Below are 25,755 nucleotides of genomic sequence, written 5' to 3' on the forward strand. Positions count from 1 at the left end.
ACTTACAAACTTTGCTGAATGGTCATCACCTGATCACCACGCTTAATTTCAATTTTTACTTTGCCATCCCGCTTTGCTTGTTCTAGCAGCTGAACATCACTCTGTCCTTGACCAACTGATTGTCCATTGAGCGAAAGAATGCGATCTCCAGATCTTAATCCCAGTTTATTTCGGAGCGCTGCGGGGGTTTGATCTGTTACTTCATAGCCTTGACCGCCACTTGCGTTAACCCCCATGTTCTTTAGGTATTCGTCCCGATTTTCATTCATCCTATCAATCGCTTGCCCCAAAGCATTTTGGCTTGAGTTTTGTGGTTGCGATGGTGCAGGAGTACTTGCTGGCGGGCTAGTATTTTGATCTGTTGATTGCCCTGGCATAGGCTGATACAAACTATCCAGCCCTGTAAAACGCAACTCTTTACTGTTATTTCCACTTTGACTTAAAACAATATGATCCCAATATACTTCGGATAACTGGTAACTAGTACCCTCGATTGTGTCACCGACCGCATAACGATCTGCTGTTTCTTTAACTTTAATTACTGCGGATGAAAACCGTGCTGGATAACTGACGACTACACCTTGTAAGACCATCGGAATACTGTCATCCGCTGTCGTACTAGATCCAACTTCCTCAAATAATGAAAAGCTTGAAATATTTGGAACTTGAACTTGTTGTGAGCCTAGATTCACTTGCTCGGGTTGCATGACTTGTGGTGGCGCAACCACCCACCAAAAAATCGAGGCCAGTTTCCAACACAATGCTAAAATTAAAAGAAATAAAACAACAGGTGCAAGATGCTCTGTTTTTTTCCAAGAAATATTTTCAAACTGTTCTTTTATATTCATCAGAAACCACCTTGAATGAGCGGTTGTCTTGAACTAATTACAAAACTATCCAAACCTGCCTTTCCATCGTAGGAAGGCACATTGAGCAACATCCGTTGTGTTAACTGCACATCTAACATCATGGTTGGATCTAAACTGATATTGGCCATTTTCTGACTACGTTGATCTTGTATATCAAAAATCAGTTTACCCGCCTCATCTTTAACTTGCGCTTTTAAAGATGGGATATTCATTTGATCTTGACGTTGTCCAAAAGTATACCGAAGCTCACCCCCTCCCCAATGCATTTGTCCGTCAACATCACTAAATCCAGTATCTTTTTTAAAACGCAAGCTTGTATCTGAAATTTGAATTGCATTTGCAGGCCACTGCCAATTTGCAATATTCTTTAAAGTTTCTGGTGCAATCTGACCTTGCATCTGATTAATTATTATTTTTTTACCAATACCATAGCCCACTACCCCATTCAGTTGGGTCTGCCCACTGTGTACTTCAATATTTGCACCCACACGTAATAATATCAGATCCCACGGGCGTGTCCTCCACGAAACGGAACCCCGTAAATTACCTTTATGCCAATCTGCTTGTCCTTGCCAAATATTTCCACTCACATTTTGTAAGGTTTGATTGTTCTTATAAAATTTAGAAATCAGCCATGTTGCAGGGACTTGTAAAAGTACAAAAATTAAAAAAGCGACCACTCCAGTAATCCACCACGTGATCTGTTTTGATTTTTTATTCATTCATCTTTACCATCATTCATTTATTCTTCCATGCAAGATGATGCCCTCTTGTTTGTACATTATGCATAATTTTTGCATAACGCCAATTCACTCGTATAAAAAAACCAAGCAGATTTGCTTGGTTCTTTAAGTTTAAGGCCTTTGAATGACACTTAGATGAAGATTAGATCAAGAAATCTTCTAATTTTGCACCTTTTTCAATTTCTGCAACCAACCAGCGTGGTTGTTTACCGCGTCCAGTCCAAGTTTCAGAAGTGTCTTTTTTATTGCGATAACGCGGCTCAACCGCTTTACGCGTTGTCTTTTTGCGCTTTTGTGCGCCGTATTCAATAAACTGCTCTAAAGTTAAACCAGCAGATTGCGCAATTTCAATAATTTTATTATAAGCGTCTTCAACGGCTTGATCTTTTTTAGTTTCAATTAAAGCTTCTGCTTCAGCTGTTAGCTTTCTTAACTCTTCTACCGATAAATTACTAATATCAGGCATCATTAACTCTCCACGTAAATTTCTTAATACTTATTTAAAATAACTTCATGGCAATAGTATTTTCATTTATTCCAATAAGCAATACATATATTCCTCAATAAACACATAAAACAACAAAAACATTATTATAATTACACCAAAAGGCTTATTTCTAACAGTAAAATAAACCTGATAAGAAAGAATATATTTTCTTATGTTTTAAATATAATGATGATAATTGAGAAATTTTTATGTTTTTGCAAAATCATTATGCACAGTCGCTTCTAAATCAATTATAACTTTTCGCAACTGTTGAGGAATTAGTGCTTTTTTCATTTCTACTTTATCGACAAAAACAATAACTGCCTCTCCGTCAGCAACAATCTGCTGTTGTTGCTCACTGAATAATAGATAATGCATGCGTATTGCACTATTTCTCATTTCTTCTACCCGCGCACCAATATGTAGCACATCGGGATAAAATACTGGTTTTAAATATTTACATTGACTTGAAGCAACAACAGTTAAAACATCTTGGTCAAATACATTCAAACGATCGAAATATTCGATACGTGCACTTTCAATATAGCGATAATACAGCACATTATTTACATGACCAAAAGCATCCATATCCCCCCATGCAACCTTTTGTTCATAAACGATAGGGAATTTTATCAGTGGATTCATTGTAGATTCTCAAATTTTAAATTGAATATAATTGCTGTCTTTTTCAAAAATTGAATTCAATTGTTGAATTAATTCATCATTTCCATTTAAAGTAGATTTGATTCGTAAATAATTCATTAGAATATCATTTGGATATAATAACAAAAGCTGATCAGCTTCGTATTCCCGATGTGTCGCAATATATATATGCCATTTAGCAAAGCAAAAAACAGGAATGTTCATATACTTAGATTCAAGATTTATAATCTGTTGCTCTAAATACTCATAATCTGGATTTTGTCTCAACAACTGTTGTTGAAACCATAAATGAAAGACATCTTGGTCAAATTTTTCATTAAGTATTTGAATCACTAATTGCTGTTGTTGCTGAGCAAGTTCAGGTAATCGAGTAATAATTTTCAACCAAAGCACTTTTGTGTCATAAGGCATTTGATCAAGTTGTGACTCTATCTCTAAAAACTGTTGTTGTAATAGTTCAATATCTTCAAAACTTGCTTGGTCATAACAACCTAAAAGCTGTATTAACCATTGCTGTTTAGTTGCAGTTTCTAATTGCCCAAATTGAGTCGAATGTAAATATTGCCAAGGATATTGTATGGCAAACTGTCCCCATAATTTTTGCACACATAATTTATAACTTTCTGAAAGCTGATTTAGCCATGGCGAAAGTTCATGTCGATTTAAAAACTCTAGATGTGTTAAAGCTTGTTGACTGTCTTCTTGCGCTAAATAAATTTCGATACGTAAAATTTCCGCCAACTCAAAAGCGGACGGAGAGCTATTTTCTAAAGCTTTCAGGGCTTCACTATAGTGAAGTTGTTTGAATAATAGTCGAGATTGAACAATAGGCTTTAATAAACCAGATTGATCAAAAATAGTTTGTATAACTTGCTCCTGCTCATCCTCACCATCCAACAACCACAATACACCAAACTGTTCAAATGGATGCAATGTAGTAAAATTTAGTACTTGTTCTAATTTTCTCTTTTCTCTACGGATATAACGGTTGAGGAAATACCACACCACATGCATCAAAAAACTGATACCAACACCAACAAATGTCAAGAACCATAAATTGGTTTGTATTTGAATATTGTGCCATAACACATAAACATAACCCGCCCCTGCGGTATAACTCAACACACTTAAAACAGCTAGAATAATGAGACTAATAAAGGCATAGATCAGGAAAATATGTTTCATCCATCTACCCCAAGACAGCCAAGCTATTGAGTTTAGGGATCGGGGGTTGCGAGGTCTGCTTAATTTTTAATATTTTTTGCTTAAGCTTCTGACTAGCAGCGTCAGGTAAAATATCCAATTGTTGAATCATTTGATTCAGCATCTCTTGGTATTCAGCAATTTGCCCTTTCACTAACAACTGCTGAGCAAGCAATAATCTCAATTGAACTTCTTTTAAAATAAATTTACGGTTTGCCAATACTGGAGAATTTGTTTCAACAATATCAATTTGAAACCATTTTTCCCAAAAATATTGCGACTGATCTTGCTCTGGTTTCAATTGATTATTTCTTAGCTCGGATATTAATGCTTGATCAACTTGTTTAAGTAAAGTCTCTAGTTGATCTCGCTGGGCATTTCGTTCAATCACAAAATGTTGAATGCTTTGTATATCTTGCACAATGGTTTGATGTAAGCTTTGTTTTACCGCATCCGCCAACGCATACTGATCTAAGGACTGATTTAATTGAGTAAGATGCTCAAGCGCGTAAACAAACTGTTGTTGTTGCATCGCAAATTGCACCAAGTCTAACTGTTGTTTAACCACCACACTTGGATGAATACCAGAAATTGAAGTTTTTACAGAGGTGGTTTTATTTGCTACCTCTTGAGTGGGTTCATCTGTTTGTCGTTTTACCGCCACCAGTTGATCATTCAAACTGGCATTCTTTTGTTCACTTTTATGTAGCGTTTGTTGAATATCATTGAGCTGTTGTGAAACATGATAGAAGTTATAACTCAATTTAATGAGCCATCCTAAAGCGATCAACAATAAGACATAAATAAACTTCTTCATAACTTCCTTTGCAACTGCACTATGGTTTGTAGAATGGTTTCTGGCTCTAAATTTAAAATTTTAGTGCTGTTCAAACACGCCTGGGTTGCATTTTTATCATGTCTTAATAATTGATACAAACGCTCACCCAGAACCAAATAATGACAAGCACTCACGATCTCTTGATGATCACGGGTTAAAACAAGCCAATTGTTCCAACTGGCTTCACTGCTAATACAACTCCAATAGGGTGGTTCAAACTGGTCAACCCTAGCCACAAAATCTAAAAATCGCTGATGTGTTTCTGGAGGACATGCTCGGTCATATAAGACAAAGTTTAAAACATCAATATGACGGTCTTGACATTGTTGCATCATAAACTGCCGACCGCCTTCACCACGCCAAAAAGCTATTTTCTTTAGATCTTTTAAAGTATTGAATAGGGGCAAGCTCAACATTCCTTCAGATGTTTCCACCATAGGGACATGACTTTCTACACCGTAGTCTGAAAGTCGTTGCGCAGTTTTTTTGCCCACAGCAATCCACTGAATATGTTTGATCTGTAAAAGAGATAGGCCCGATTGCTGAAGATATTGCATACCCACTTGAACAGCAGTTGGACTGACTACAACAATAATTTGAGTTGATAAAAGTTGTAAATAAAGTTGTTGTAATATGTTGTTATAGGGACGTGGGGTCAATTCCAATAATGGAAGATCAACCACGTCAAAACCTGATTGGCGCAGACATTCAGTTAATGGCTGAGCACGATCAATCGGGCGAGTATTAATAAACAACATTAAAGCCTAGAAACTAAGCTTGATAAAGTGCTTTGAGTATTTCCCCAGCACCTTGTTCAAGTAGGTTTTGTGCAAGTTGCACACCTAACTGCTCTGCTTGATCTGGTGTGCCACTGACTTGACTACATAACAATGTTTTGCCGTCCGCACTACCAACCCGACCTTGTAAGGACAACAATTGATCGTTTAACGTAGCAAAGCCTGCGATAGGCACTTGGCAACCGCCTTCGAGATAAGCATTAAAAGCTCGTTCAGCACGTACACATGCATTGGTTTCACCATGCATTAAAGGCATGATTAAATCCAAAATTTCTTGATCATCTGAGCGACACTCTAAGCCCAGTGCACCTTGACCCACAGCAGGTAAACTAATCTCTGGTGCAAGTGTGTGACGAATACGATCTGAGAGCGCTAATCGTTTCAAGCCAGCACTGGCAAGGATAATTGCATCATATTGGCCCGCATCCAGCTTGGATAAGCGTGTTCCAACATTGCCACGTAAATCAATCACATTTAAATCAGGACGCTGTTTTAAAAGCTGACATTTACGGCGTAAGCTCGATGTGCCAAGTGTTGCGCCTTGTGGTAAATCTTCAAACTTTTCATAATGATTGGAAACAAAAGCATCAAAAGGATCTTCACGCTCACAAATTACTGCAAGCACTAAACCTTCAGGTAATTGCATGGGTACATCTTTCATTGAATGAACGGCTAAATCTGCACGACCATCCATTAAAGCTGCTTCTAATTCTTTGACAAATAAACCTTTCCCCCCTATTTTGGCTAAAGGTGTATCCAAAATTTTGTCACCTTGGGTTACAAACGTCACCAACTCTACTTTTACATGTGCGTGTAATTGCTCTAAACGATCACGAATATGCTCAGCCTGCCACATTGCAAGTGGGCTCTGGCGCGTTGCTATTTTCAAGGTTTTCATCATTTCAGCTTTGCCAAACTTTTAAACACTCTAAACTTACCCTGCAATCTCAAAAATGCAAGCGAATTATCAAAATGATTTAATGTTCGTATCTAACTATAAATTCTGCATTCGTTCTCGTAGCAAAGGTAAGTGTCGACGGCTGACGGCCAAACGTTCTTCTAATTCACGGCATCGTGCTTGGTACTGTCCAGAGGACACCATCTCCAACCCGTCTAAATAATCTAGTGAAATTAGAGCATTACGATGAATACGAATAAATAGGTCTGCAAACTCTGTTTCTAAATCTTTAAGCGTTTCATCAATAAGTACACTGCCATTTTTGTGACGTACAGTGACATATTTTTGATCTGCTAAAAAATAGTAAATATTTTCAACAGGAATGAGCTCCAAACCCCGATAGGTTTTTGCAGCAATTTGCTGCCTTTGCACTTTTTCGTCCATGAGTTCTTTTTTTTCTAAGTTAGTTAATTGAGCTTGGGTCAGTTTAGTAACACCCTCCAAAACCGTTTCCAATTCGTCCTTGGCAATGGGTTTTAATAAATATCCTTGGGCTTGAGATTGAATGGCTTGCAAAGCATGTTCATCAAATGCCGTACAAAATACAATTGCGGGCATAGGATTAAAGTGTGCTAAATGCTGCGCACAGCTTAAACCATCCATTTCTGGCATCTGAATATCGAGCAACACAACATCTGGCTCAAACTGCTGAACCATTTCTAATGCCTGTTTACCATGTTGCGCTGTTGCAATAACTTGATGCCCAAGTTGCGACACCAATCGTGATAAGCGGTCCACTGCAAGCGGTTCATCATCACAAATCAGGATGTCCATTGCTCCTCCTTACCAAAATACATCATATTTATTTTAATGAATTTCCCAATCATCTATTTTTATACTGATATTGAATTACCATTGTAAATAATCCATTCCCTGCATAATTTCGAAAATAAACAGAATCGCCAAAATGTGCTTTTAAACGCTGTTTTACATTTTCTAAAGCAATTCCATGCCCTTCTCGCACTTTTATTCTATCTTGTAAAAATGGGTTGGTAATGACTATGTTGACTTGATTTTGTAATATTTCAACCAGTATCCCGATCTTGGCATCGATAATCTTTTTCTCTACCCCGTGAAAAATACTATTTTCAATTAAAGGCTGTAAGGTTAATAAGGGAATTTTGACCTGATCTAATAACAAAGGTTGTTGGATATTCCATTCTACATTTAAACGATCACCTAAACGAATCTGCTCTATTGCAATGTATTGTTGAGATAATTGTATTTCTTCTTTTAGGCTGACCAACTTTAACTCTTGAAAACTTGCTCTAAACAATTTAGATAAATCTATCAGCATTTGTTCAGCTTTATCAGGATCAATTGCAATTAAACTCACCACACTATTTAAACTATTGAATAAAAAATGGGGATGAATTCGGGCTTGCATGGCCTGAATACGCGCATTGAGTTCACTATTTTGCTGTAATACAGCTTGTTCGCGTATATACAGGTAACGTAAACAAAATGCGCCCAGCAATACCCCATAACTGACATGCAAAATAAGATTATGTGAAATGTCAGTTATGGAAATATTTTGTAAAGAAAAATGCGTTCCCCAATAATGAATAATATTTAAAACCAGCGTTGTGCACAGCACAATCACCTGTAAAAGTATAAAACTGAATATTGAAATAGATAAATAGGTATACTGCGATAGCCTTTTTTCAAATACATCCTGAAAAGCCGCAAAAGCCAATAATACCCAATTAATATATAAAATATATTCTAAAACATGCCAAAGGTTTAAATTGCCCCATGATTGTGCTTCTGCCAGGGCTAATAAAAAAGCCAACACATTACTAGAGATAAACAATTCGAATAAATACTTACGATGGCCCATTTTGCTAAAAAAATAAGACTGATAAAAACCACGCCCAGATTTTATTGACGAATGATTGCGCTTTACTTCGGCAAGTGAGGCTGAATTTGTTATACTGCGTTTAGTTCTACTGCTTTTTTTCCTACTGAGCCGATATGACCACATCTTCTAATTCCTCTAATCCGTCACAAGCCCAAACTTCAGGCATGTGGGGCGGTCGTTTCTCTGAAGCTACTGATGCTTTTGTTGCTGAATTTACTGCATCGGTTCAATTTGACCAACGTTTTTATAAACAAGATATTGCCGGATCTATCGCACATGCGACTATGTTAGCAAAAGTTGGTGTCCTTACAGAACAAGAACGTGATGACATTATCAATGGTTTAAACACAATTAAAACTGAAATTGAAGCAGGTCAATTTGAATGGCGCATTGATTTAGAAGATGTGCACATGAATATCGAATCTCGTTTAACTCAACGTATCGGGATTGCAGGTAAAAAATTGCATACTGGTCGTAGCCGTAATGACCAAGTTGCCACAGACATCCGTTTATATGTTCGTGACGAAATTGATGCGATTTTAACTTTACTGGAAAAATTACAAAAAGGCATCTTGGGCTTAGCAGCGAAGAATACTGACACCATCATGCCTGGCTTTACCCATTTACAGACTGCACAACCTGTGACTTTTGGTCATCATTTGATGGCGTGGTTTGAAATGTTGGTGCGTGACTCTGAGCGTTTAATTGACTGCCGTAAACGTGTCAACCGTATGCCTTTAGGTTCAGCTGCGCTTGCTGGAACAACGTATCCTATTGATCGTGCTTATACTGCGGAATTGTTAAACTTTGAAGCCGTTGCTGAAAATTCTTTAGATGCGGTATCTGATCGTGACTTTGCGATTGAATTCAATGCTGCTGCATCTTTAATCATGATGCATTTATCACGTATGTCAGAAGAAATGATTCTTTGGACTTCTGCACAATTTAAGTTTGTGAATATTCCTGACCGCTTCTGTACTGGCTCATCTATCATGCCACAAAAGAAAAACCCAGATGTTCCTGAACTGATTCGTGGTAAAACTGGCCGTGTCTATGGCGACTTAATGAGCCTGCTCACCCTCATGAAAGGTCAACCTTTGGCCTATAACAAAGACAACCAAGAAGACAAAGAGCCTTTGTTTGATGCCATTGATACAGTACGCGGTTCATTGATGGCTTTTGCAGATATGATTCCTGCACTTGTACCGAATATTGAAATCATGCGTGAAGCGGCTTTACGTGGTTTCTCTACTGCAACAGACTTGGCTGATTACCTTGTAAAAAATGGCGTTGCTTTCCGTGATGCACATGAAATCGTAGGTAAAGCCGTGGCGTTAGGTGTGCAAGAATCGAAAGATCTTTCTGAGTTAAGCCTTGAGCAATTACAACAATTCTCAGATTTAATTCAAGCAGATGTGTTTGAAAAAGCATTAACCCTTGAAGCATCTGTCAATGCGCGTAATCATATTGGTGGTACTGCGCCGGCACAGGTTGCTACTGCAATTGAACGCGCTTATATCCGTTTAGAAAAACTTTATGCATAAGGAGTTTTGATATGACTCGACAAGTATTTTGCCGTAAATATCAAAAAGAGTTAGAAGGTTTAGACTTTGCACCCTTTCCAGGTCCAAAGGGTCAAGTGTTATTTGACACAGTTTCTAAACAAGCTTGGCAAGAATGGTTAAAACACCAAACCACGTTAATCAATGAAAAACGTTTAAACGTGTTTGAACCAGATGCAAAAAAGTTTTTAGAAGAACAGCGTGAAAAATTTTTGGATAATGATCAATCACTGGAAATGGCGGAAGGCTTAAAGCCTGAGTAATAACCAAAGCCTCACAAGGCAAAAATCCTAAAGTGATGTGCATCTTATGCCCATCTAAAAAATCCCCGTCAGGGGATTTTTTTATTGCTTCATCGTACAAGATGACGCGATCACATGAGCTTATAAATTTAATCGTATGTAACGTGGGCTCGACCTTATTACACCTTTAACTTATTGAAAAAAATAATCTTGCCGGAGTCTTGCTGAGCTTTCATCCAATTTCTGGATCAGCCTGCGGCTCGCCCTACTTTTGTTTCGATATGAGGAGCTAAGCTCCGCAAGGGTAACCATCGTGCGCAGCTACATCGCTGCTCACCGCAAAACTCGTCGACCACCAGCAACGCATTCAATGAATCGCAGAAACAACTCTTTATCAATGAAGTCCTGCCTCAGACAGTTGCGAATGACGTTTCAGAGTATCATATTTCATCAAGAGTTTTATATTGAACTCAGGTTATGTATTGTTGGTATATCTCCATGCATAAAAAAAGGAGTCTTGGAGACTCCTATAAACTTTAAATACTTCAGTGGGTACATGCTGTGCAATCAATATACAGAGATGTTATTGCGTAATATTGACCAAAGATACCGAAAATACTGACCAATCACGACAAATTATAATTTTTACAGCACACATCCCGTTCGTTTAACTCAATTTTCAAACTGATCAGAAAACACAATGTCGCTCACCAAACAACATCCAAACTAAGCTACAGAATCGTTCAGCTTATCTGTATTTTCTTCAACCAATAGTGGTTTTTTCTCTACCCATTTGGCTGGAAAATATTTTTCTATGCTGGATGATAACCAGTTTGCGATTGGCTGAGGCAATTTCACACCTAAAGGATTCTGTTCTTGCAAATCCGCAGAAGAAATCACCCGTGTCCCCATCAGGTAATCAAACCAAGGCTTGGTGACACACCAGTTCGCATCTTGATTCGAGTTCATGTGGTGATCATAATGCCAAGGAATTTTCTTCATCGCCCACTCAGGCTCTAAATGTGCACGGCGATGGATATAATAATAATTACATGCACTATAAATAGATGCCGCAACCATTCCTTTCGAAATTGGGTAGAAAATCATACTTGCCGCACCAGCGACGACCGCCAAAGAAACGATTTCATTCTTGGTTCGCCAATTTGAAATCCCTTCTACATAGCCATCATCATGAAAATCCTGTTTACGAACTTCACGATGGTGTTCCCAATGTGATTTCATACTGCGTGGCACTGGACTAAAACGTGGTTTTCCTGGGCGATGTTGACCATGTAAAATATAGTTATGCGCAACCCATTCAAAACCATTTGCGACGACCAATCCAACTAAAAAACCTTTTAACATATTTAATCCCTCTTGCTTATTGTGAATATAAAACATGCTGGGAAATAGGTATTGACATCAAAAAGTGTTTTCATTGACAAATTACGACAAATTAAAATAGTATCGACAAATCCACTTGAATCCACTCAGCGGCGCTTGTTTGTCTTATTTAAACTCGATTAAAATAGTATGATGCTTAAACTACAGCTGACGTAGATCACACAATAACAAGATGTGTAAATGATGCAATTAAAGGACTATGCTGGCTCCGTATATGGGGGGCTTGGACAATTACTCTATACTTTTAGTGAAGCTAAAGGTCTAAAGATTTCATCCAAATTACAACAGGTTCAAAATGTTGAACGCTTTGAATATACCGTTTGGCGTGAGATTTTGGATGACATACAAGCGCAAGTACAAAGCCCAGCTTTGGGTCTAGATATCTCTAAACATGTACAACCTAAACATATTGGCATCATTGCCTATATTGCACAATCTTGTGACACGCTCGGGGAGGCACTTACCCGTTATCATGATTTTCATCGATTGATTTATGATGGAAGCCCACTCAAGGTTGAATATTATGATGAACAGCACATCTCAGTCCGCTGGGAAAATCTACCTACGCATTTAACCACTCAAATTACTGATGAAATTGCGATGGCTGTATTGATTCAGTTTTTAAGACAATTTATATCCGATGATATAAGCCTGTATCAGGTTAATTTTATTCATCCTCAACCTAAAAACAGCATGCTGTATCAAGCATTCTTTAAGTGTCCTGTACTCTTTCAACAAGAAAAAGTCGAACTGATCTTTCCCATCAGCGCACTCGCGATTTCCTTTAAACGCAGTGATCAAACTCTGCAAAAACTACTGATGCAGCAAGCGCAAGCTTTACTTGCAAGCTTACCCAATGCCACCCAACTAGATGAGCGCTTACAACAAAGTATTTTATTGGGATTACAAAAAAATAATTATCAGATTGAAACCATTGCTAAACAACTGAATATGTCGATACGTCAGTTACAGCGTCATCTACAAAGTCAAAACACCACCTACCAACAACGTGTTCAGGATGTCCGTCAATTATTAGCCTTTCAATATTTACAAGATCCACATTTAGGTCTACATGAAATCGCCCTGCTTCTCAGCTACTCAGAACAAAGTGCCTTCCAACGTGCTTTTAAACAATGGACAGGCTTAACACCACAACAATGGCGGATTCAGCACCGAGAATTTAAGTAATTGTGTATTAAATTTATAGCTAAAAACAGCATATTCCTCCATTCTCACGATTAGCCTCTTAAAGTTAAGATTCTGTAAAATATAATTTTTTAAAATAAAAATCAGAACATTCACCGATATTGATATGAATATTTTTTATTTGTGATTTTATTTTCATATTTTTAGACTATTATCTTTATAGAGAAAATAAAAGTTGTTCCCACTCCAAGGTTATCAACTATTTAAAAATAGCCACATAACCCATTCCGTTCAAAAAAATAATTTAGGAATCAATATGAATAAATATCTCGCAGAATTTATCGGAACCTTTTGGCTGGTGTTTGGAGGATGTGGTAGCGCAATATTTGCCGCTGCTTTTCCAGAACTGGGCATCGGTTTTGCTGGTGTCGCACTGGCATTCGGTTTAACCGTACTCACAGGCGCTTTTGCTTTAGGGCATATCTCAGGCGGGCATTTTAACCCTGCGGTAAGTGTGGGCTTATGGGTAGGTGGTCGTTTTAATGCCAAAGACTTAGCGCCTTATATTATTGCTCAAGTCATCGGTGGTATTTTGGCCGCATTTGTTTTGTATTTAATCGTACAAGGTCAGGCGGGATTCATGGGAACTGGCGGATTCGCCAGCAATGGTTTTGGTGATTTATCCCCTGGAAAATATTCTTTAGTCTCTGCTTTATTGATTGAAATCGTATTAACCGCCTTTTTCTTAATTGTTATTCTCGGTTCAACAGACAAACGTGCACCTGCTGGCTTTGCTCCGATTGCCATCGGTTTAGCACTTACTTTGATTCACTTAATTAGTATCCCTGTCACCAATACTTCAGTTAATCCAGCCCGTAGTACCGCTGTGGCTTTATTTGCTGAAACAGCAGCACTGAGTCAATTATGGTTATTCTGGGTAGCACCAATTGTCGGTGCAATCATTGGGGCACTGATTTATAAGGTTGTGGGTAATGAGCCTCAATCCTAAATAGATTTTCAATGTAAAAAAATCCTGCTTCGGCAGGTTTTTTTACTTATAAGCGAATGACTTAGAAAGCAATTGATTAGAAAATCATTTAAAAATAAGGATAGTCTTTAAAGAAATGGATTTTCTATTTCGCCTTCACTTTGACGCGCGAGCTGTTCTGGTAGATCACTTTGCTTCTCTAAACTTGCCACCACATCATTGAGATAGCTTTGTAAAAGCTTAGCCGCTTTTAAGCCTGCTTGATCTTTGGTGATCTGTAAGTTGCCATAAATACTGACACAGTCAGTTTGATTTTCTAAGGTTAAATCATGAATTGAATGTGATTCGGTGCCATTCTCAAACGGTTTAAACATTTTTAATTTTCTCAATTTTTTTCGATCTTATTCACAGTATAAATAGATTCTCAAAAGATACTGCACCATCTGCGCTGAATTATTTCAAAATTTGTAAAATATATTGCAACAACGCTTCAACCAATTGTTTCACCAAGGCATCTTTGGTTTCAGGGTCTACTTTCGGCAATTGCATATCCGATGTAGCTGTTGAACCACTTTTGGGTTGGAACTGCTTTTGCAGTGCAGTGATTTTATCCTGACTGACCTCTTCTGCACATTGGCTTTCCGCATCCCAATGTGAATATTCAATTTCTTTATTGACCTTGACCTGCTTTGCGTTCAAAGGCAATTTATACGTATTGCGCTTTTGTTCTTCGGTCAGTTGTGGAAATAAATTCATTCCCAACTGCTCTTCTAAATAGCATACGCTGACCACTTTAACCTGAAGTGAATCATTATTTGGCGCATAGTACGCACCAATGATCCCATGTTTAGGCAAGTAAATCGCTTTGTAGATTGCGGTTGGAACAATCACCCCCTTTCCAATGGTTTTTAGTTTTTTTCCTGAAAAGACTGGGCCAGTAACCACATACACATCTTTCTTTTGCTTGGTCACAATTGCACGGGTTGCTTCTTCTAACTCACGCCAAACTTGTTGGTTATTTTTAGCAGCTTGCGGGACCATATTGGCTAAAGAAAAGCTGTCGAACTGTGATTCTTTATTGGGCATATCGGCATTGGGTGACATATGACCACGGTCATAGCCTGAACCACGATAATCCGATAATAATGCACGATGTGCAGCGTTTACACGTGGCTCTTCGTGGAAATTATCTTCACGTTTAATCTTTTGACTTAAGCGCTGTGGAGATAAATATTCTGCTGTCCATAACGGCGTTTTTGAAATCCCCGAATACATCACATTAAACCCATTAAAACATAAGGGATAACTGTTTTTCTTTAAACTTTCTTTGATTAGAACAGGTGGTTGCTCTCGATAGAACTGATTTAAACACACAGAGTTATTGGTACTACTTTGGGTAAACGGCAGTAACTGAAAAATTTTCTCTTGGCCAAACGCAATCGCAAAACTTCCAGTAGCAACAACACCCAAAACCATTTTAACTACTGAATTTTTCAACAAAGGCTTCCTAAACAAGGTTAAATAAACAATCCACTCAAAACTGATACAAATTAAGTTTTTGAATTTAAATAGCTTAACAAGTCAATAAACTGAAAGATATTGTGTCGACCTTCAACCGAGTAAAGCTTCTACGATTTATGCTTAACTAAACAACATTCCATGTAACAATTTATTGTTTATTTCATAAAAAATGCTAGAAAATCAAATATCTTACAGATGCTTTATCGCACTTGTGATCATGATTATGTCATGTTGCGCAGTGTTGTTCGACAGCCTTGCGACACAATTTGTCGTATAGGATCGTTTTATGCGGATGTCTCATGATTTGCTGGGGAGAATTGAATGATAAAAGCATTCAAACTGAGCATTCTAAAGGGTTTGATACTGTGTCAGTGTAATATCAGCCCATAAAACCCATGGGCAAAAAAAAGCCAGAATGACTTCTGGCTTTTGATTGATATGAATTTAGATTTCGATCTGGCTGCCCATTTCCACCACACGGTTTGGCGGGATTTGATAGAAATCACTCACCGGACTGGTATTACGTTGCATTGAAATAAACAGTTTTTCACGCCATGGCGCCATTCCATCACCCACGGTATGAATCAAACGATCACGTGAGATGAAGAAGCTGATATGCATCATGTCAAATTCAACTTCAAGCTGCTTATAAGCCAACTCTAGCGCGTTTGGAATATCAGGTTGATCCTTAAAGCCATAGTAAACAAAAACCCGTTGGAAGCGCTTATCTAAGACTTCAACACGGATTCTTTCTTGGTCTGGCACATACGGAACATCACGGGTAATCACTGTCACCATGATATTGCGTTCATGCAGGACTTTATTGTGCTTGATATTGTGCAACATCGCATGTGGGACAATATTTGGGTTACCAGTTAAGAATACCGCTTGACCGGGTACAAACTGAGTTTCATCACTCAAGCTGACACTTTTAATAAAGAGATCCAACGGCAAGGCATCTTTTTCCAAACGGTTAAAGACAATTTCTCGCCCTGTTTTCCACGTCATCAGAATAGTAAATACGATTGCACCGATCAGGATCGGAACCCATCCACCTGAAATGATTTTTAATGAAGTTGACCCAATAAAAATACTATCAATCACTAAAAATGGGATCGCGAATAATGCCACTTTCCACTTTGGCCAACGCCAAAAACCATAGGCCAAGATTGAAATCAAAATCGTATCGCATAGCATGGTCATGGTAACCGCTACACCATAAGCATTGGCAAGATTGGCACTGTTTTGGAAAATCACAATCAACAAAAGAATCGAGACATAGAGTATCCAGTTGATAAAGGGCAAATAAATCTGACCTTGTTCCACATCAGAAGTGTGATGCACAGTTAATCTTGGCAAATAGCGTAGCTGAATGGCTTGGTTTGCCATTGAAAACACACCAGTAATCACCGCTTGTGAGGCAATCACCGCTGCCGCTGTAGCTAAGGCAATCATGGGGTATAAGCCCCACTCAGGTACAAGCAAATAGAATGGGTTTTCAATCGCACTTGGATTACGCAGTAATAACGCACCTTGCCCTGCATAATTTAATAGCAGACAAGGCAGCACAATGATAAACCAGCCTAAACGAATCGGCAGTCGTCCAAAATGCCCCATATCTGCATAGAGTGCTTCACCACCCGTCACCGTCAAAATCACCGCACCCATGGTTAAAAAAGCCACAAAGGGTTGGTGAAAAATAAAGTTCAGTGCCCAATGTGGACTGAGCATGCTTAAAACATAAGGAGTTTGGCTAATACTATGAATACCGATTAGACCGATAGAGGCAAACCAAGTTAGAGTGATTGGACCAAAAAACTTACCCATGGTTCCCGTACCATGTCTTTGCACCAGAAACAGTGCGGTAAGAATGCCGATTGCTAAAGGCATCAGCCATTTATTAAACATAGGTGTTGCAATACTCAGCCCTTCAATGGCTGAAAGTACTGAAATTGCCGGGGTAATAATGCCATCACCGAAAAACAGCGATGCGCCAATAAATCCCAAGGCAATTAAGTAGATTTTGCGATTATCTGCGATACGATTAGATCGTAAGTTCAGCGCCAGCAAGGACATGATACCACCTTCACCATTGTTATCTGCTCGCATGATAATGGTGACATATTTAAAGCTGATGGTGAGCATCATGCACCAGAAAATCAGTGACAAGATCCCAAGCACGGTCGCTTCGGTGATGGCAATGTGTGCAGTCAGAAAACATTGGCGTAGGGCGTACAAGGGACTGGTTCCGATGTCTCCAAATACCACCCCTAATGCTGCGAGTGTGATCGCAGGTAACGCGGCTTTTTTTGCAGTACTTTGCATAGATTCGTCTTCAAAAATTTAGACACTATTTTTGCGCAATCATATCACTGTGAAATTTTTTTTGCTCTAAATCAATTGTTGCTTGGCAGAAATCTTTTTTTTGGTTATTATCCCACGCCTTGGTGAAGTGTCCGAGTGGCTTAAGGAGCACGCCTGGAAAGTGTGTATACGTTTATAGCGTATCGAGGGTTCGAATCCCTCTTTCACCGCCAAATTCAATTCTTATGGAATCTCGTAAGGTCTAAAAAAGCTTAAATCTAAAGGATTCAGGCTTTTTTTACATCTCATACAATCTACTTGATCTATTGAAAGCTTGATATAGTTGGGGGTATAACTGGGGGGTATAATCTTTCACCCTTAAAATTATACCCCCAATTCTGCGGAATCATTACCATGCTTACAGATGCTCAAGTCAGAAAAATAAAGCCCTCAGAAAAGAAAACCAAATACGCTGATGAAAAAGGCATGATGATGCTTTGCCCTTTTTCATTCTGTGCCATGTAACTGACATCGGAGGATTCAATCCGCCAATCCATGCCTGCTTGTTGTGCCCAGACGTCAATCGGTTGGTTTTGTGTCAGTTGATTGCCGAGTCCATGCCAAGGGGTTTCACCGACATACGCCATTTGTTCAAGTTGATGTGCCATGGTTTTATTCCTTTTAATTTGAAAATGAAATTTGAATCTGTATTGATACCGATCAATCTTTAATGCAGTAGATGACTTGGAAACTTCTGGTAGCAGTTGTGGCAGAAGCACAAATTTTGTTGTGGTGATGTGCTTTGTTCAGTAAATGAATTCAACACACTGCCCAACATACCTCCCAAAAACGTTCCTGCGATTCCACCAATAATCGGCGGTAGATTGAATGTCTTTGCGACTGTAGTTCCTAATGCAGCTAATGTGGTCGGTGTGACCAAATTGGATAGGGCTGTACTTGTTTGTTGCGTACTTACTTCAACCAACATCACATTCGTTGAATGACAAAAGGGACAGCTTAAGCTCATGGCTCGACTCCTTAAATTTGGGGCATAAAAAAGCCTGCACGATGGCAGGCTTGTGTCATATTTTTCATGTGATCTCAAAAGAGCTTCATGATTCTCATTAGGATGTTATGTATTTGAAATTATTTGGAATAGGATTAAGTAGAGTGTCATTATTCTATTGATTCATTTAATGAAATTTGTACGATAAGAAAAAATACAACAGTGACTTTAAAATTATGGCTCAAATTCAAATCAAGGACTTTCGTGAAAAATATGGATTCACCGAACATCAAATCAGACATGCAACTCGCTCAGGTAAATTAGAAAGAGTTTCTAAGGGGATCTTGGACGAACAACTTGCACTTCAAATAATGTTGTCTTACACAAAGCCCTTAAAAACTCTCAAGCAACAGAAAAATCCAACAACTGCACAATCAACTCAAATTCAAGATAAGCCAGAATTTTTATCTCAGGCATGGGTGAAATCTATGGTTGCACCTGCGAGTAACAGTGGAAAAGTTTACCCTCCTGATGAGTAATCTTACAAAAATTGATTGAATGAGAAGGAGTTGGGATTTTCTCCTCCTCATACATATTGTACGTACGCATTGTATTTAAAGCTGATAGAGATCAAGGAGTGTTGTATCAACATCGTTTGTAAAAATAATAATTTCAAAATTGACACGACTTGTCAGACAAATTTATTTAAATACAACCAATCCCACTATTTCATACACATTATGGCACGAGTAATTTCTCAAAAATTGAAAAGGTGCAAGAACTGTGGTCACAGTACATTACACCAGAAAAACACTAAACAAATGAGCTGGGTGATGCATATATTTTTGTTTTGTATCACTTTAACATTTTGGTTTTGGGTTTGGCTTTTACTCTTTATTTGGCATTTATTCTCCAAACCAACTACAGCTTTATTCAACAATTGGCATTGCTCTCAATGTGGAAAGTAATTTTATTTTTGTAAGGAACCGATATGAAACAATTTCTTATTTTACCATTACTCATGGTTTCTTTTGCGACACATGCTTTATGTGAAAATGAAAGAAATCATGGCAATACCATTTCAATCAATAATTGCTATGACAAAGAAGTTAAAAAGTCTGACCCAAAAATCATGCAAGTTTATAGCAGTTATAAAAATACGTTAAACGTAAATGAGCAAAAACAATTGCTTGATCTTCAACGTACTTGGATTAGCTATAAAACAAAACAATGTAAATTTGAAGTTTCAAGCAGTGGAACAATTGCATGTCAATTGTCTTCGCAATGCATGATTAATTTAAATAACCGCAGAATCATGGAGCTTAAATACATGCAAGATTGTGGTTTAGAAAGCTCTTCTAGTTTTTGTGCAAATTACCGACCTGTTTAAACGGACAAAGTTATGAATCGTATACTTTCAATCACATTATTATTGTTTGCATCAAATACATTTGCAGAATCAACATCGCAAGACCTAGCAAAAATCAATTTCATCAAAAAAATATATGCTATGAAAATTAGCGAACAATATTTAAACATTGATATTGTTAAACAAAATTCTGCAAATGAACTAAAACAACTGATTTCACGAAGAGATGCTTTGGAACTGAAGTATTCTGGGGAAATGTGTGATTGGGTACGTAATCTACTCATTCCTGGCAATGACTCTGATGTAAAGTTAAACAAAATGAAATTTACAGTATTAGACAATGGGTTAGTCCGAGCTCAGGGCGTTAATTTTGGTGAAAAATTCCATATTGATTACCAAGTTCAATGTCATGGTCAAGCTTGTAAAATCGAGGATATTTATGATCCATATAGCTATAAAAAAGAACTCATCTCTGTCGTAACAAAAAATAAGTGTTATTAGGCAAATAAAGTAATAAGACAGTAAAAGCGATGTTTAACACCTTTACTGTCCTATCATAAAATCAAATAAATACTAAAAAACTCAAGCGACGAGTCCAGAGATATTTAAGTCACCAATTTCTAATTTGTCCGACAGCAAATCAAAAGGGACAATCCAAATTTTAGGCTGTAGCTCATCCCCTAAAGAGGTATGAATATTAAATAAAAATGGTTGCAGTGCCTGATCAAAATGAGCATGTTTAGGATAAATTAAAACGATATCTGACTGATGCCCTTGATACATATGGTTATAAGCAAACATTTGATATAATTCACTTTGTTTTAACCCAAAGTTTTCATCGGCAACGGTATTAATTAACTTCCATTTCGTATCTAAGATGAGGTACTTTTTTCGACTTTCCTGCTGGCAAAGATATTCAATCATTAAGTCAGGTTTCAGATTAAATATTTTCTTCGTCGTTTGTCCAACGTCGTATTTCGCTAAATAATGACTTGACTTTTGTGATTCCAATTTTGCACCTTTTTCAAGCTGATTGAGTAAGCGGAATTCCACATATTTTTCAAATAACTTTTCCATCGGAAACAAAATACTTTTACCACGTTTGTTTCCTTTCACAGAAAAAGGTATTTGTTGACCTAAGATAATCTCACACCAATACTTAATTTCAGTATAGTGCGACATTAAGCGATCATTTTTCCATTGCTTAAAATCTTGCCGTACATCCTGAGCAGGCGAAACTTCGGCAAATAACAAATGGAATTTATGTGCTTTACGCCAAATGTCTGAATTTTGAGTTCGCTTACAAATACAATCAATACAAGAACGAATTAGTCTATTTTCAGCTCGATTTGCCGTAAAAATATCATGCCGAATACTAAATTCGTTCTGTTTCGTAACTGGCTTTTGTATTTGCCTGACCGTATCTAACTGCCCTCTCAGAAACAAAGTCTCTTCCTCAGTTTTTTGATAATCAAATCGAATACCAATTTGATACAGTTTTTGCAATGCCTGTAAAAACTGTAAATAAAACCATTCTGTAACTGGAACTTTAAATTGGTCAATAGAAGCCAAACCAGAATCTTTTTGAGGTAGGTTTAGGACTTGGCTCAACATTTTAATCAAAAGACGACGCGACTGTGCTCTATTGGTTAAAACGCTATCATTTTTAGGCAGTATTTCAATTTCTGTCCCGCAGGGTGTTTCAATCACTCCAACAAAATTTTGGATTTTAAGCTCAGATGTATTTTTACCCAAACTTAAAAATTGCTGACCTTGTTCTGCGAGCTCTTGATTCAATTCATATAAATATTCAAATGCGCTTGGTATAATTTCAGCAAAATCCATTGACAGATTTTGCTGTTCTGGTTGATCTGTTTTTTTGAGCCGAGCATATTCACGTACAGTGATGTTATACATTGTATTTACTCTACTTCTAGATCAATACCTGCATAAATCGCTTTATACGCATTCAGATTATCGAATGCTTGAGTATTCACTTCCCAAATATCACGATTTGATTTCTGATTTTTAAATAACTTACTCACTTTTGAAGCATCGTATTTTTTCTTAAGCATTCCATTTTCATTTAAAACCGCATGAATGTGCTCCCAGTCATCAAAGAAATACTCTTGCAGTAATGGAATAATTTTCTGTAAGAATATTTCTCTTAAAACACTTAATTCTGGCTTATCTTTCAATGGCATGAAATAGGCATGACCTATACAGTGGTCGCGATCAAGTAAAATTTCTATACGCCGATTTAAGATATCTAGTAGGTGACCAATTTGAATACCTTTTTCTTCAGTATCAATCTGTACTTCGACACCTGATAACAGTGAAGGATTAGGTGACATTTCAATAAAAGTAAAACGACGACGTAAAGCAAGATCTAAACTTGTTAATGATCGGTCTGAACTATTCATTGTTCCAATAATATAAAGATTATTTGGTACGCTAAACTGTTCTTTTGAATACGGTAAAATTGTACTCAGCTCCTCAGTATTCCCTTGACGCTTAGAGTCCTCAATAAGAGTGATAAGCTCACCAAAAATACGTGAGATATTACCGCGGTTAATTTCGTCGATAATAAGCACAACTGGTTCAGAATTTTGACTTGGTAGTTGAATCAAAAAATCGACTAATGATGCTAATAAGCTATTATACCCATTAACAATAAATGGTTCTAAAATTGCATGTTCGCCCAAAATATTTATGACATTTTTAGAGCTTATATCTTCAATTGTAATTTTTTGATCTTTAACATTACTGAGTAAAAATTCAACTAATTTAGCTGATAATGTCACGATGTTTCCATTTGGTTTTTTTACATCAATGCAACTTCCATTTGCGCACAATATATAATGATCTTTCTTAAACTCAGCTCCGACAATATTTGCGGATTTGGCTAATGCTTTAAAAACACCAGATTGGATTTTATAAGTTAAGCTTCCATCTACTGTTTCAGCACGAATACCTTCAACAAAATCTTCATAACTGAAACTTTGATGAAAAGTCACAAATTGGATTTGACCATTATCTACATATTTTTGGAATTCTTGTTTCAGAATGTCTCGTTGCTCTGGTGCTTTGTGCGTTTCATAAAAATTAGGATCAATGATCTGTAATGCGTGATTAACAGTATGATACGTTTTACCTGTACCAGCAGGGCCAAATAAAATTTGGTTTAAAGGGCGATTATTTTGACTATGTTGCATATGTTTTTCTTCATTTTTAGCTAAATTTGAATGAGTTGATATATTTTCAGACTCATACCAGTCACAAAACTTTTCAAATTCTTCAAGTGTATCTATCTGAATATGATAAGTTTTAAAACCAACTTTCAAATATTCACTCAACGAGTTTAAACTGGAATGTCTTGAATCATTTTCGCTATATTTAGCAACTGAACCATCCTGTTTTCTAGAAAACTCAAATTGAAATACACCATTATTTTCAGGATCGACTTGGATAAAAAAACTTGCTTTTTTTCCATCAAGTACCAATCCAATTTCTCGATCATTATCATTTGTCACCAGAGTCATTTTTTGGCGACTCTTATATTTGTCAGGATATTTTACACTCAGAATTCCATCAACTTCACTTGGTGTGAGATGGCTTTGTTTGGGATGGGCCTCTACATATTTCTCTACCAAATCAAAGCTATATTCTAATAGTGATTGGGTTCCTATTTGTTGAATTAGCTGATTATATATTTCAGAATATCTAAGCTTATAATTTCCTGTCAGAAAATCGAGCATAGCTCTAGAAAAAATTGAAATTATGTTTGGTTGTTCTTGGTTTTGATATAAAAATGCAATTTTCCATTTTACAACAGGAGAAAAATCAATCTCATCTATCGCTGTTAAATTCCCAGACTGAACATACTCAATTGTCTGAATAATTCGCTTTTTAACTTCATTAAAAACACTTTCTTTACTATCACCATATTTTTCTAACCATGCATAATCATCTTGATAAATTTTACCTTTATTATTTTCAATATCGTCCGTTGCACTCCTATGATAAATACCAAATTTAAATGCCGAACCACCAAGAATATTCGCAATTGGTTTAGTTTTTCTCTCAATCCAATATGTAAAATTGTTCTGATCACCAGACTTTGAGTATTCTTCTAATGTCATTGAGCGAACTTTTTCAAGAGGCCAATTTACTAAAAATTCATCCCACAAGTTTTGTACATCGTTGAAAGCCATATTTCAATTCACTATCACTATTATTTCATTACTGACAAAATTATAAAAAACTCAGCAGACAGGTTTTGTCAAAATTACCTTTAAAACATATATTTTCAATAAAAATGTGTCATCTCTACAGTTTCAAATATCGTTTTAAGTCTTGCTCAATCTCATGTTGTAACTCAATCGGATCTTGTACCTTTACATGTGGTAGCCAAAAACGAATTGAAGATTTAATTTGATCATTGTGTGCTATTATACTTGAGACTAGTAAGTCGCCATTTTCAAATATTTGCTCAATTTTCTGTTCAGGAAATATTTGCCTTTGATTAAAATGCTCTGCAATTTCAGCATTTACTTTGAGTAATATCTGATTTTTATCATTTCCAAACCAAATACTCTCTTCATTTTCAAGCTGTTTTATAATGATCGGATCAAGAATAAATTCATCCAAGTCTAAGACTTTCTTGTAGTCATTAATTCGACTCAGTTTAAATGCACGTAATTGATATTCCTGCACTGCGGCCAAATACCAACTTCCATGATGATGTACCAATTTATAGGGCGCCACTCGTCGTTGTTTATCGTTATAGATAAACTAAAATATGCGCCTTTTTTTGATTGCGTCGCTGATTATCTTAAATAAATCTTCATATTGAGAGGCTTCTTCAAAAGAGTACCCCTTTGCGGTATAGACTTCTGATGCATGCTTATCCAACAATTCCCGAATAAATGAAATATCCAAGTTTGGATATAAACTTGCGATCCCTGAAAGTTGTGCAAAATTTTTAACATCATTTGGCGTTATTTTTCCAACATAGTGGGTCTGCAAAAAAAACTTATGTGTTTTTTCATCTTTTAAGATAGGTAAATTTGCTGCTGATAAACGATCTATGTCACGTCGAATCGTACGCTCATCAACATCAAACTCATCTTTCAGCATTTTATAGTCCAGATACTGCCCTTGATTTAACTTAGTTAGAATACTCGCTAAACGGTCAGCTAACCGAACATGATTTTTTTGCTTTTCAGACATAATAATTTGTTTCAGAAGTTCATACTGTAATTTTATCTTGAATCATTCAACATTTGGAATACATGATAAATATAACAAATTATTATTTATATCTTTTTTGAATTTAGTTTCTAATTTCGATTATGGAATATTCACTACAGCTTGATTGACTAAACCCACCCTAAAACTTATCATTCAACTGCTGGCCTACATTGCCAGTCGGTTTTAGCAGACCGTAGATCCAGCACGATATATGGAATGATTCTTGTATGTCGTGAACCCTCGTGTTCCCCCTTTGCGGTAGAACGGGAGGGGGACGCCTTGTGCGTGCTGGTTCCTTGGATCCCGGTCTGCTAACCCCCTTTCGTTCTGCCTCCATTATTTAGCAGTAATTTGGTAGAACTTCTTATAATTCCAAGGAGTCAGCCATGACTAAGCATTTTTTACTTTTATTCTTTTCTCTAAAGCCATATTGGGAACCTCCCTGTTTTTGGCAAAAATCATAGATTTCATTTCAGCTTAAATTGATCTAAAGACTTATAGGTACTTTGGACTGCCTACACGTGTCTTTAATTTGATCACT

General features: G+C 37.0%; 26 protein-coding genes, 1 tRNA gene and 1 pseudogene. 8 read left to right on the top strand and 20 right to left on the bottom strand.

The window, feature by feature from the left end; all coding sequences use genetic code 11:
* Window positions 1–2: 2 nt before the first annotated feature.
* From AC4CVF_RS17535 to AC4CVF_RS17580, 10 genes are all read right to left on the bottom strand, one after another.
* Window positions 3–848 carry a type II secretion system protein N gene (locus AC4CVF_RS17535; RefSeq protein ID WP_336952384.1) on the bottom strand — a complete coding sequence of 282 codons (846 nt, stop codon included), beginning with the start codon at window positions 846–848 and terminating at the stop codon, window positions 3–5.
* On the bottom strand, window positions 848–1,591 hold the full coding sequence (gene gspN / locus AC4CVF_RS17540; protein ID WP_336952385.1) for a type II secretion system protein N: 744 nt from the start codon (window positions 1,589–1,591) through the stop codon (window positions 848–850). Before gspN ends, AC4CVF_RS17535 begins: the two co-directional genes overlap by 1 nt.
* A gap of 163 nt (window positions 1,592–1,754) precedes the next feature.
* On the bottom strand, window positions 1,755–2,081 hold the full coding sequence (locus AC4CVF_RS17545) for an H-NS histone family protein (protein WP_336952386.1): 327 nt from the start codon (window positions 2,079–2,081) through the stop codon (window positions 1,755–1,757).
* Between the two features lie 225 nt (window positions 2,082–2,306).
* Window positions 2,307–2,744: an acyl-CoA thioesterase gene (locus AC4CVF_RS17550; RefSeq protein ID WP_483770425.1), complete on the bottom strand. Its 438-nt coding sequence runs from the start codon at window positions 2,742–2,744 to the stop codon at window positions 2,307–2,309.
* A 9-nt stretch (window positions 2,745–2,753) separates the two neighbouring features.
* Window positions 2,754–3,947 (bottom strand): heme biosynthesis protein HemY, encoded by a 1,194-nt coding sequence (locus AC4CVF_RS17555; RefSeq protein WP_490773541.1) that lies wholly within the window; start codon window positions 3,945–3,947, stop codon window positions 2,754–2,756.
* Between the two features lie 4 nt (window positions 3,948–3,951).
* Window positions 3,952–4,782 (bottom strand): hypothetical protein, encoded by an 831-nt coding sequence (locus AC4CVF_RS17560; RefSeq protein WP_336952389.1) that lies wholly within the window; start codon window positions 4,780–4,782, stop codon window positions 3,952–3,954.
* On the bottom strand, window positions 4,779–5,561 hold the full coding sequence (locus AC4CVF_RS17565; protein ID WP_490789775.1) for a uroporphyrinogen-III synthase: 783 nt from the start codon (window positions 5,559–5,561) through the stop codon (window positions 4,779–4,781). Before AC4CVF_RS17565 ends, AC4CVF_RS17560 begins: the two co-directional genes overlap by 4 nt.
* Before the next feature lie 13 nt (window positions 5,562–5,574).
* Entirely contained in the window at window positions 5,575–6,498 is a 924-nt protein-coding gene (hemC, locus tag AC4CVF_RS17570; RefSeq protein WP_419360886.1) for a hydroxymethylbilane synthase, read from the bottom strand.
* Window positions 6,499–6,594: 96 nt separating this feature from the next.
* Window positions 6,595–7,332, bottom strand: coding sequence for a LytR/AlgR family response regulator transcription factor (locus AC4CVF_RS17575; RefSeq protein ID WP_490789776.1), 738 nt, complete (start codon window positions 7,330–7,332; stop codon window positions 6,595–6,597).
* 49 nt (window positions 7,333–7,381) lie between these two features.
* Window positions 7,382–8,542: a sensor histidine kinase gene (locus AC4CVF_RS17580; RefSeq protein ID WP_419326978.1), complete on the bottom strand. Its 1,161-nt coding sequence runs from the start codon at window positions 8,540–8,542 to the stop codon at window positions 7,382–7,384.
* Between AC4CVF_RS17580 and argH the strand changes: the two genes are divergently transcribed.
* Together argH and AC4CVF_RS17590 are read left to right on the top strand one after the other, a co-directional pair.
* Entirely contained in the window at window positions 8,533–9,963 is a 1,431-nt protein-coding gene (gene argH, locus AC4CVF_RS17585; protein WP_419326977.1) for an argininosuccinate lyase, read from the top strand. The two genes, AC4CVF_RS17580 and argH, sit on opposite strands and share 10 nt — an antisense overlap.
* An 11-nt stretch (window positions 9,964–9,974) precedes the next feature.
* Window positions 9,975–10,244: an oxidative damage protection protein gene (locus AC4CVF_RS17590; protein WP_004818487.1), complete on the top strand. Its 270-nt coding sequence runs from the start codon at window positions 9,975–9,977 to the stop codon at window positions 10,242–10,244.
* A gap of 705 nt (window positions 10,245–10,949) precedes the next feature.
* Here the strand turns inward: AC4CVF_RS17590 and AC4CVF_RS17595 are convergent.
* Window positions 10,950–11,588, bottom strand: a complete 639-nt coding sequence (locus AC4CVF_RS17595; protein ID WP_490789777.1) for a sterol desaturase family protein — start codon at window positions 11,586–11,588, stop codon at window positions 10,950–10,952.
* Between the two features lie 219 nt (window positions 11,589–11,807).
* On the opposite strand from AC4CVF_RS17595, the gene AC4CVF_RS17600 reads away from it, so the two are divergent.
* Together AC4CVF_RS17600 and aqpZ are read left to right on the top strand one after the other, a co-directional pair.
* The gene (locus AC4CVF_RS17600) at window positions 11,808–12,815 is read left to right on the top strand and encodes an AraC family transcriptional regulator (RefSeq protein WP_490789778.1); all 1,008 of its coding nucleotides are present in this window, start codon (window positions 11,808–11,810) and stop codon (window positions 12,813–12,815) included.
* A 274-nt stretch (window positions 12,816–13,089) separates the two neighbouring features.
* Entirely contained in the window at window positions 13,090–13,782 is a 693-nt protein-coding gene (aqpZ, locus tag AC4CVF_RS17605) for an aquaporin Z (RefSeq protein WP_490789779.1), read from the top strand.
* A 107-nt stretch (window positions 13,783–13,889) separates the two neighbouring features.
* Here the strand turns inward: aqpZ and AC4CVF_RS17610 are convergent, their stop codons facing one another.
* From AC4CVF_RS17610 to AC4CVF_RS17620, 3 genes are all read right to left on the bottom strand, one after another.
* Window positions 13,890–14,135: a hypothetical protein gene (locus tag AC4CVF_RS17610; RefSeq protein ID WP_151802451.1), complete on the bottom strand. Its 246-nt coding sequence runs from the start codon at window positions 14,133–14,135 to the stop codon at window positions 13,890–13,892.
* 79 nt (window positions 14,136–14,214) lie between these two features.
* Window positions 14,215–15,237 carry a DNA/RNA non-specific endonuclease gene (locus AC4CVF_RS17615; protein WP_490789933.1) on the bottom strand — a complete coding sequence of 341 codons (1,023 nt, stop codon included), beginning with the start codon at window positions 15,235–15,237 and terminating at the stop codon, window positions 14,215–14,217.
* 489 nt (window positions 15,238–15,726) lie between these two features.
* Entirely contained in the window at window positions 15,727–17,607 is a 1,881-nt protein-coding gene (locus tag AC4CVF_RS17620) for a potassium transporter Kup (protein ID WP_004718533.1), read from the bottom strand.
* 121 nt (window positions 17,608–17,728) lie between these two features.
* Here AC4CVF_RS17620 and AC4CVF_RS17625 point away from each other — a divergent pair.
* A tRNA-Ser gene (locus AC4CVF_RS17625) sits at window positions 17,729–17,819 on the top strand.
* Window positions 17,820–18,035: 216 nt separating this feature from the next.
* Here AC4CVF_RS17625 and AC4CVF_RS17630 read toward each other — a convergent pair.
* Together AC4CVF_RS17630 and AC4CVF_RS17635 are read right to left on the bottom strand one after the other, a co-directional pair.
* A pseudogene (locus AC4CVF_RS17630) lies at window positions 18,036–18,254 on the bottom strand (DUF932 domain-containing protein); the annotation flags it as partial.
* Window positions 18,255–18,313: 59 nt separating this feature from the next.
* The gene (locus AC4CVF_RS17635) at window positions 18,314–18,613 is read right to left on the bottom strand and encodes a hypothetical protein (protein WP_490789780.1); all 300 of its coding nucleotides are present in this window, start codon (window positions 18,611–18,613) and stop codon (window positions 18,314–18,316) included.
* Between the two features lie 215 nt (window positions 18,614–18,828).
* Here AC4CVF_RS17635 and AC4CVF_RS17640 point away from each other — a divergent pair, with 215 nt between their 5' ends.
* The 3 genes from AC4CVF_RS17640 to AC4CVF_RS17650 all read left to right on the top strand — a co-directional run bounded on the left by AC4CVF_RS17640 (window position 18,829) and on the right by AC4CVF_RS17650 (window position 20,462).
* Window positions 18,829–19,131, top strand: a complete 303-nt coding sequence (locus AC4CVF_RS17640; RefSeq protein ID WP_490789781.1) for a hypothetical protein — start codon at window positions 18,829–18,831, stop codon at window positions 19,129–19,131.
* A gap of 452 nt (window positions 19,132–19,583) precedes the next feature.
* Window positions 19,584–19,982, top strand: a complete 399-nt coding sequence (locus AC4CVF_RS17645) for a lysozyme inhibitor LprI family protein (protein WP_419326971.1) — start codon at window positions 19,584–19,586, stop codon at window positions 19,980–19,982.
* Between the two features lie 12 nt (window positions 19,983–19,994).
* Complete coding sequence (locus AC4CVF_RS17650) at window positions 19,995–20,462, top strand: hypothetical protein (RefSeq protein ID WP_419326970.1); 468 nt, start codon at window positions 19,995–19,997, stop codon at window positions 20,460–20,462.
* Window positions 20,463–20,543: 81 nt separating this feature from the next.
* Here the strand turns inward: AC4CVF_RS17650 and AC4CVF_RS17655 are convergent, their stop codons facing one another.
* The 4 genes from AC4CVF_RS17655 to AC4CVF_RS17670 all read right to left on the bottom strand — a co-directional run bounded on the left by AC4CVF_RS17655 (window position 20,544) and on the right by AC4CVF_RS17670 (window position 25,193).
* Window positions 20,544–21,878, bottom strand: coding sequence for an McrC family protein (locus AC4CVF_RS17655; RefSeq protein ID WP_490789782.1), 1,335 nt, complete (start codon window positions 21,876–21,878; stop codon window positions 20,544–20,546).
* A gap of 5 nt (window positions 21,879–21,883) precedes the next feature.
* Window positions 21,884–24,175 carry an McrB family protein gene (locus AC4CVF_RS17660; RefSeq protein ID WP_419326968.1) on the bottom strand — a complete coding sequence of 764 codons (2,292 nt, stop codon included), beginning with the start codon at window positions 24,173–24,175 and terminating at the stop codon, window positions 21,884–21,886.
* Window positions 24,176–24,290: 115 nt separating this feature from the next.
* Window positions 24,291–24,728: a WYL domain-containing protein gene (locus tag AC4CVF_RS17665; protein WP_490789783.1), complete on the bottom strand. Its 438-nt coding sequence runs from the start codon at window positions 24,726–24,728 to the stop codon at window positions 24,291–24,293.
* Between the two features lie 27 nt (window positions 24,729–24,755).
* A complete protein-coding gene (locus tag AC4CVF_RS17670) occupies window positions 24,756–25,193 on the bottom strand; it encodes an HTH domain-containing protein (RefSeq protein ID WP_490789784.1) in 438 nt (145 codons plus the stop codon).
* Between the last annotated feature and the right edge of the window lie 562 nt (window positions 25,194–25,755).

The organism is Acinetobacter sp. LipI_19 (assembly GCF_058242925.1).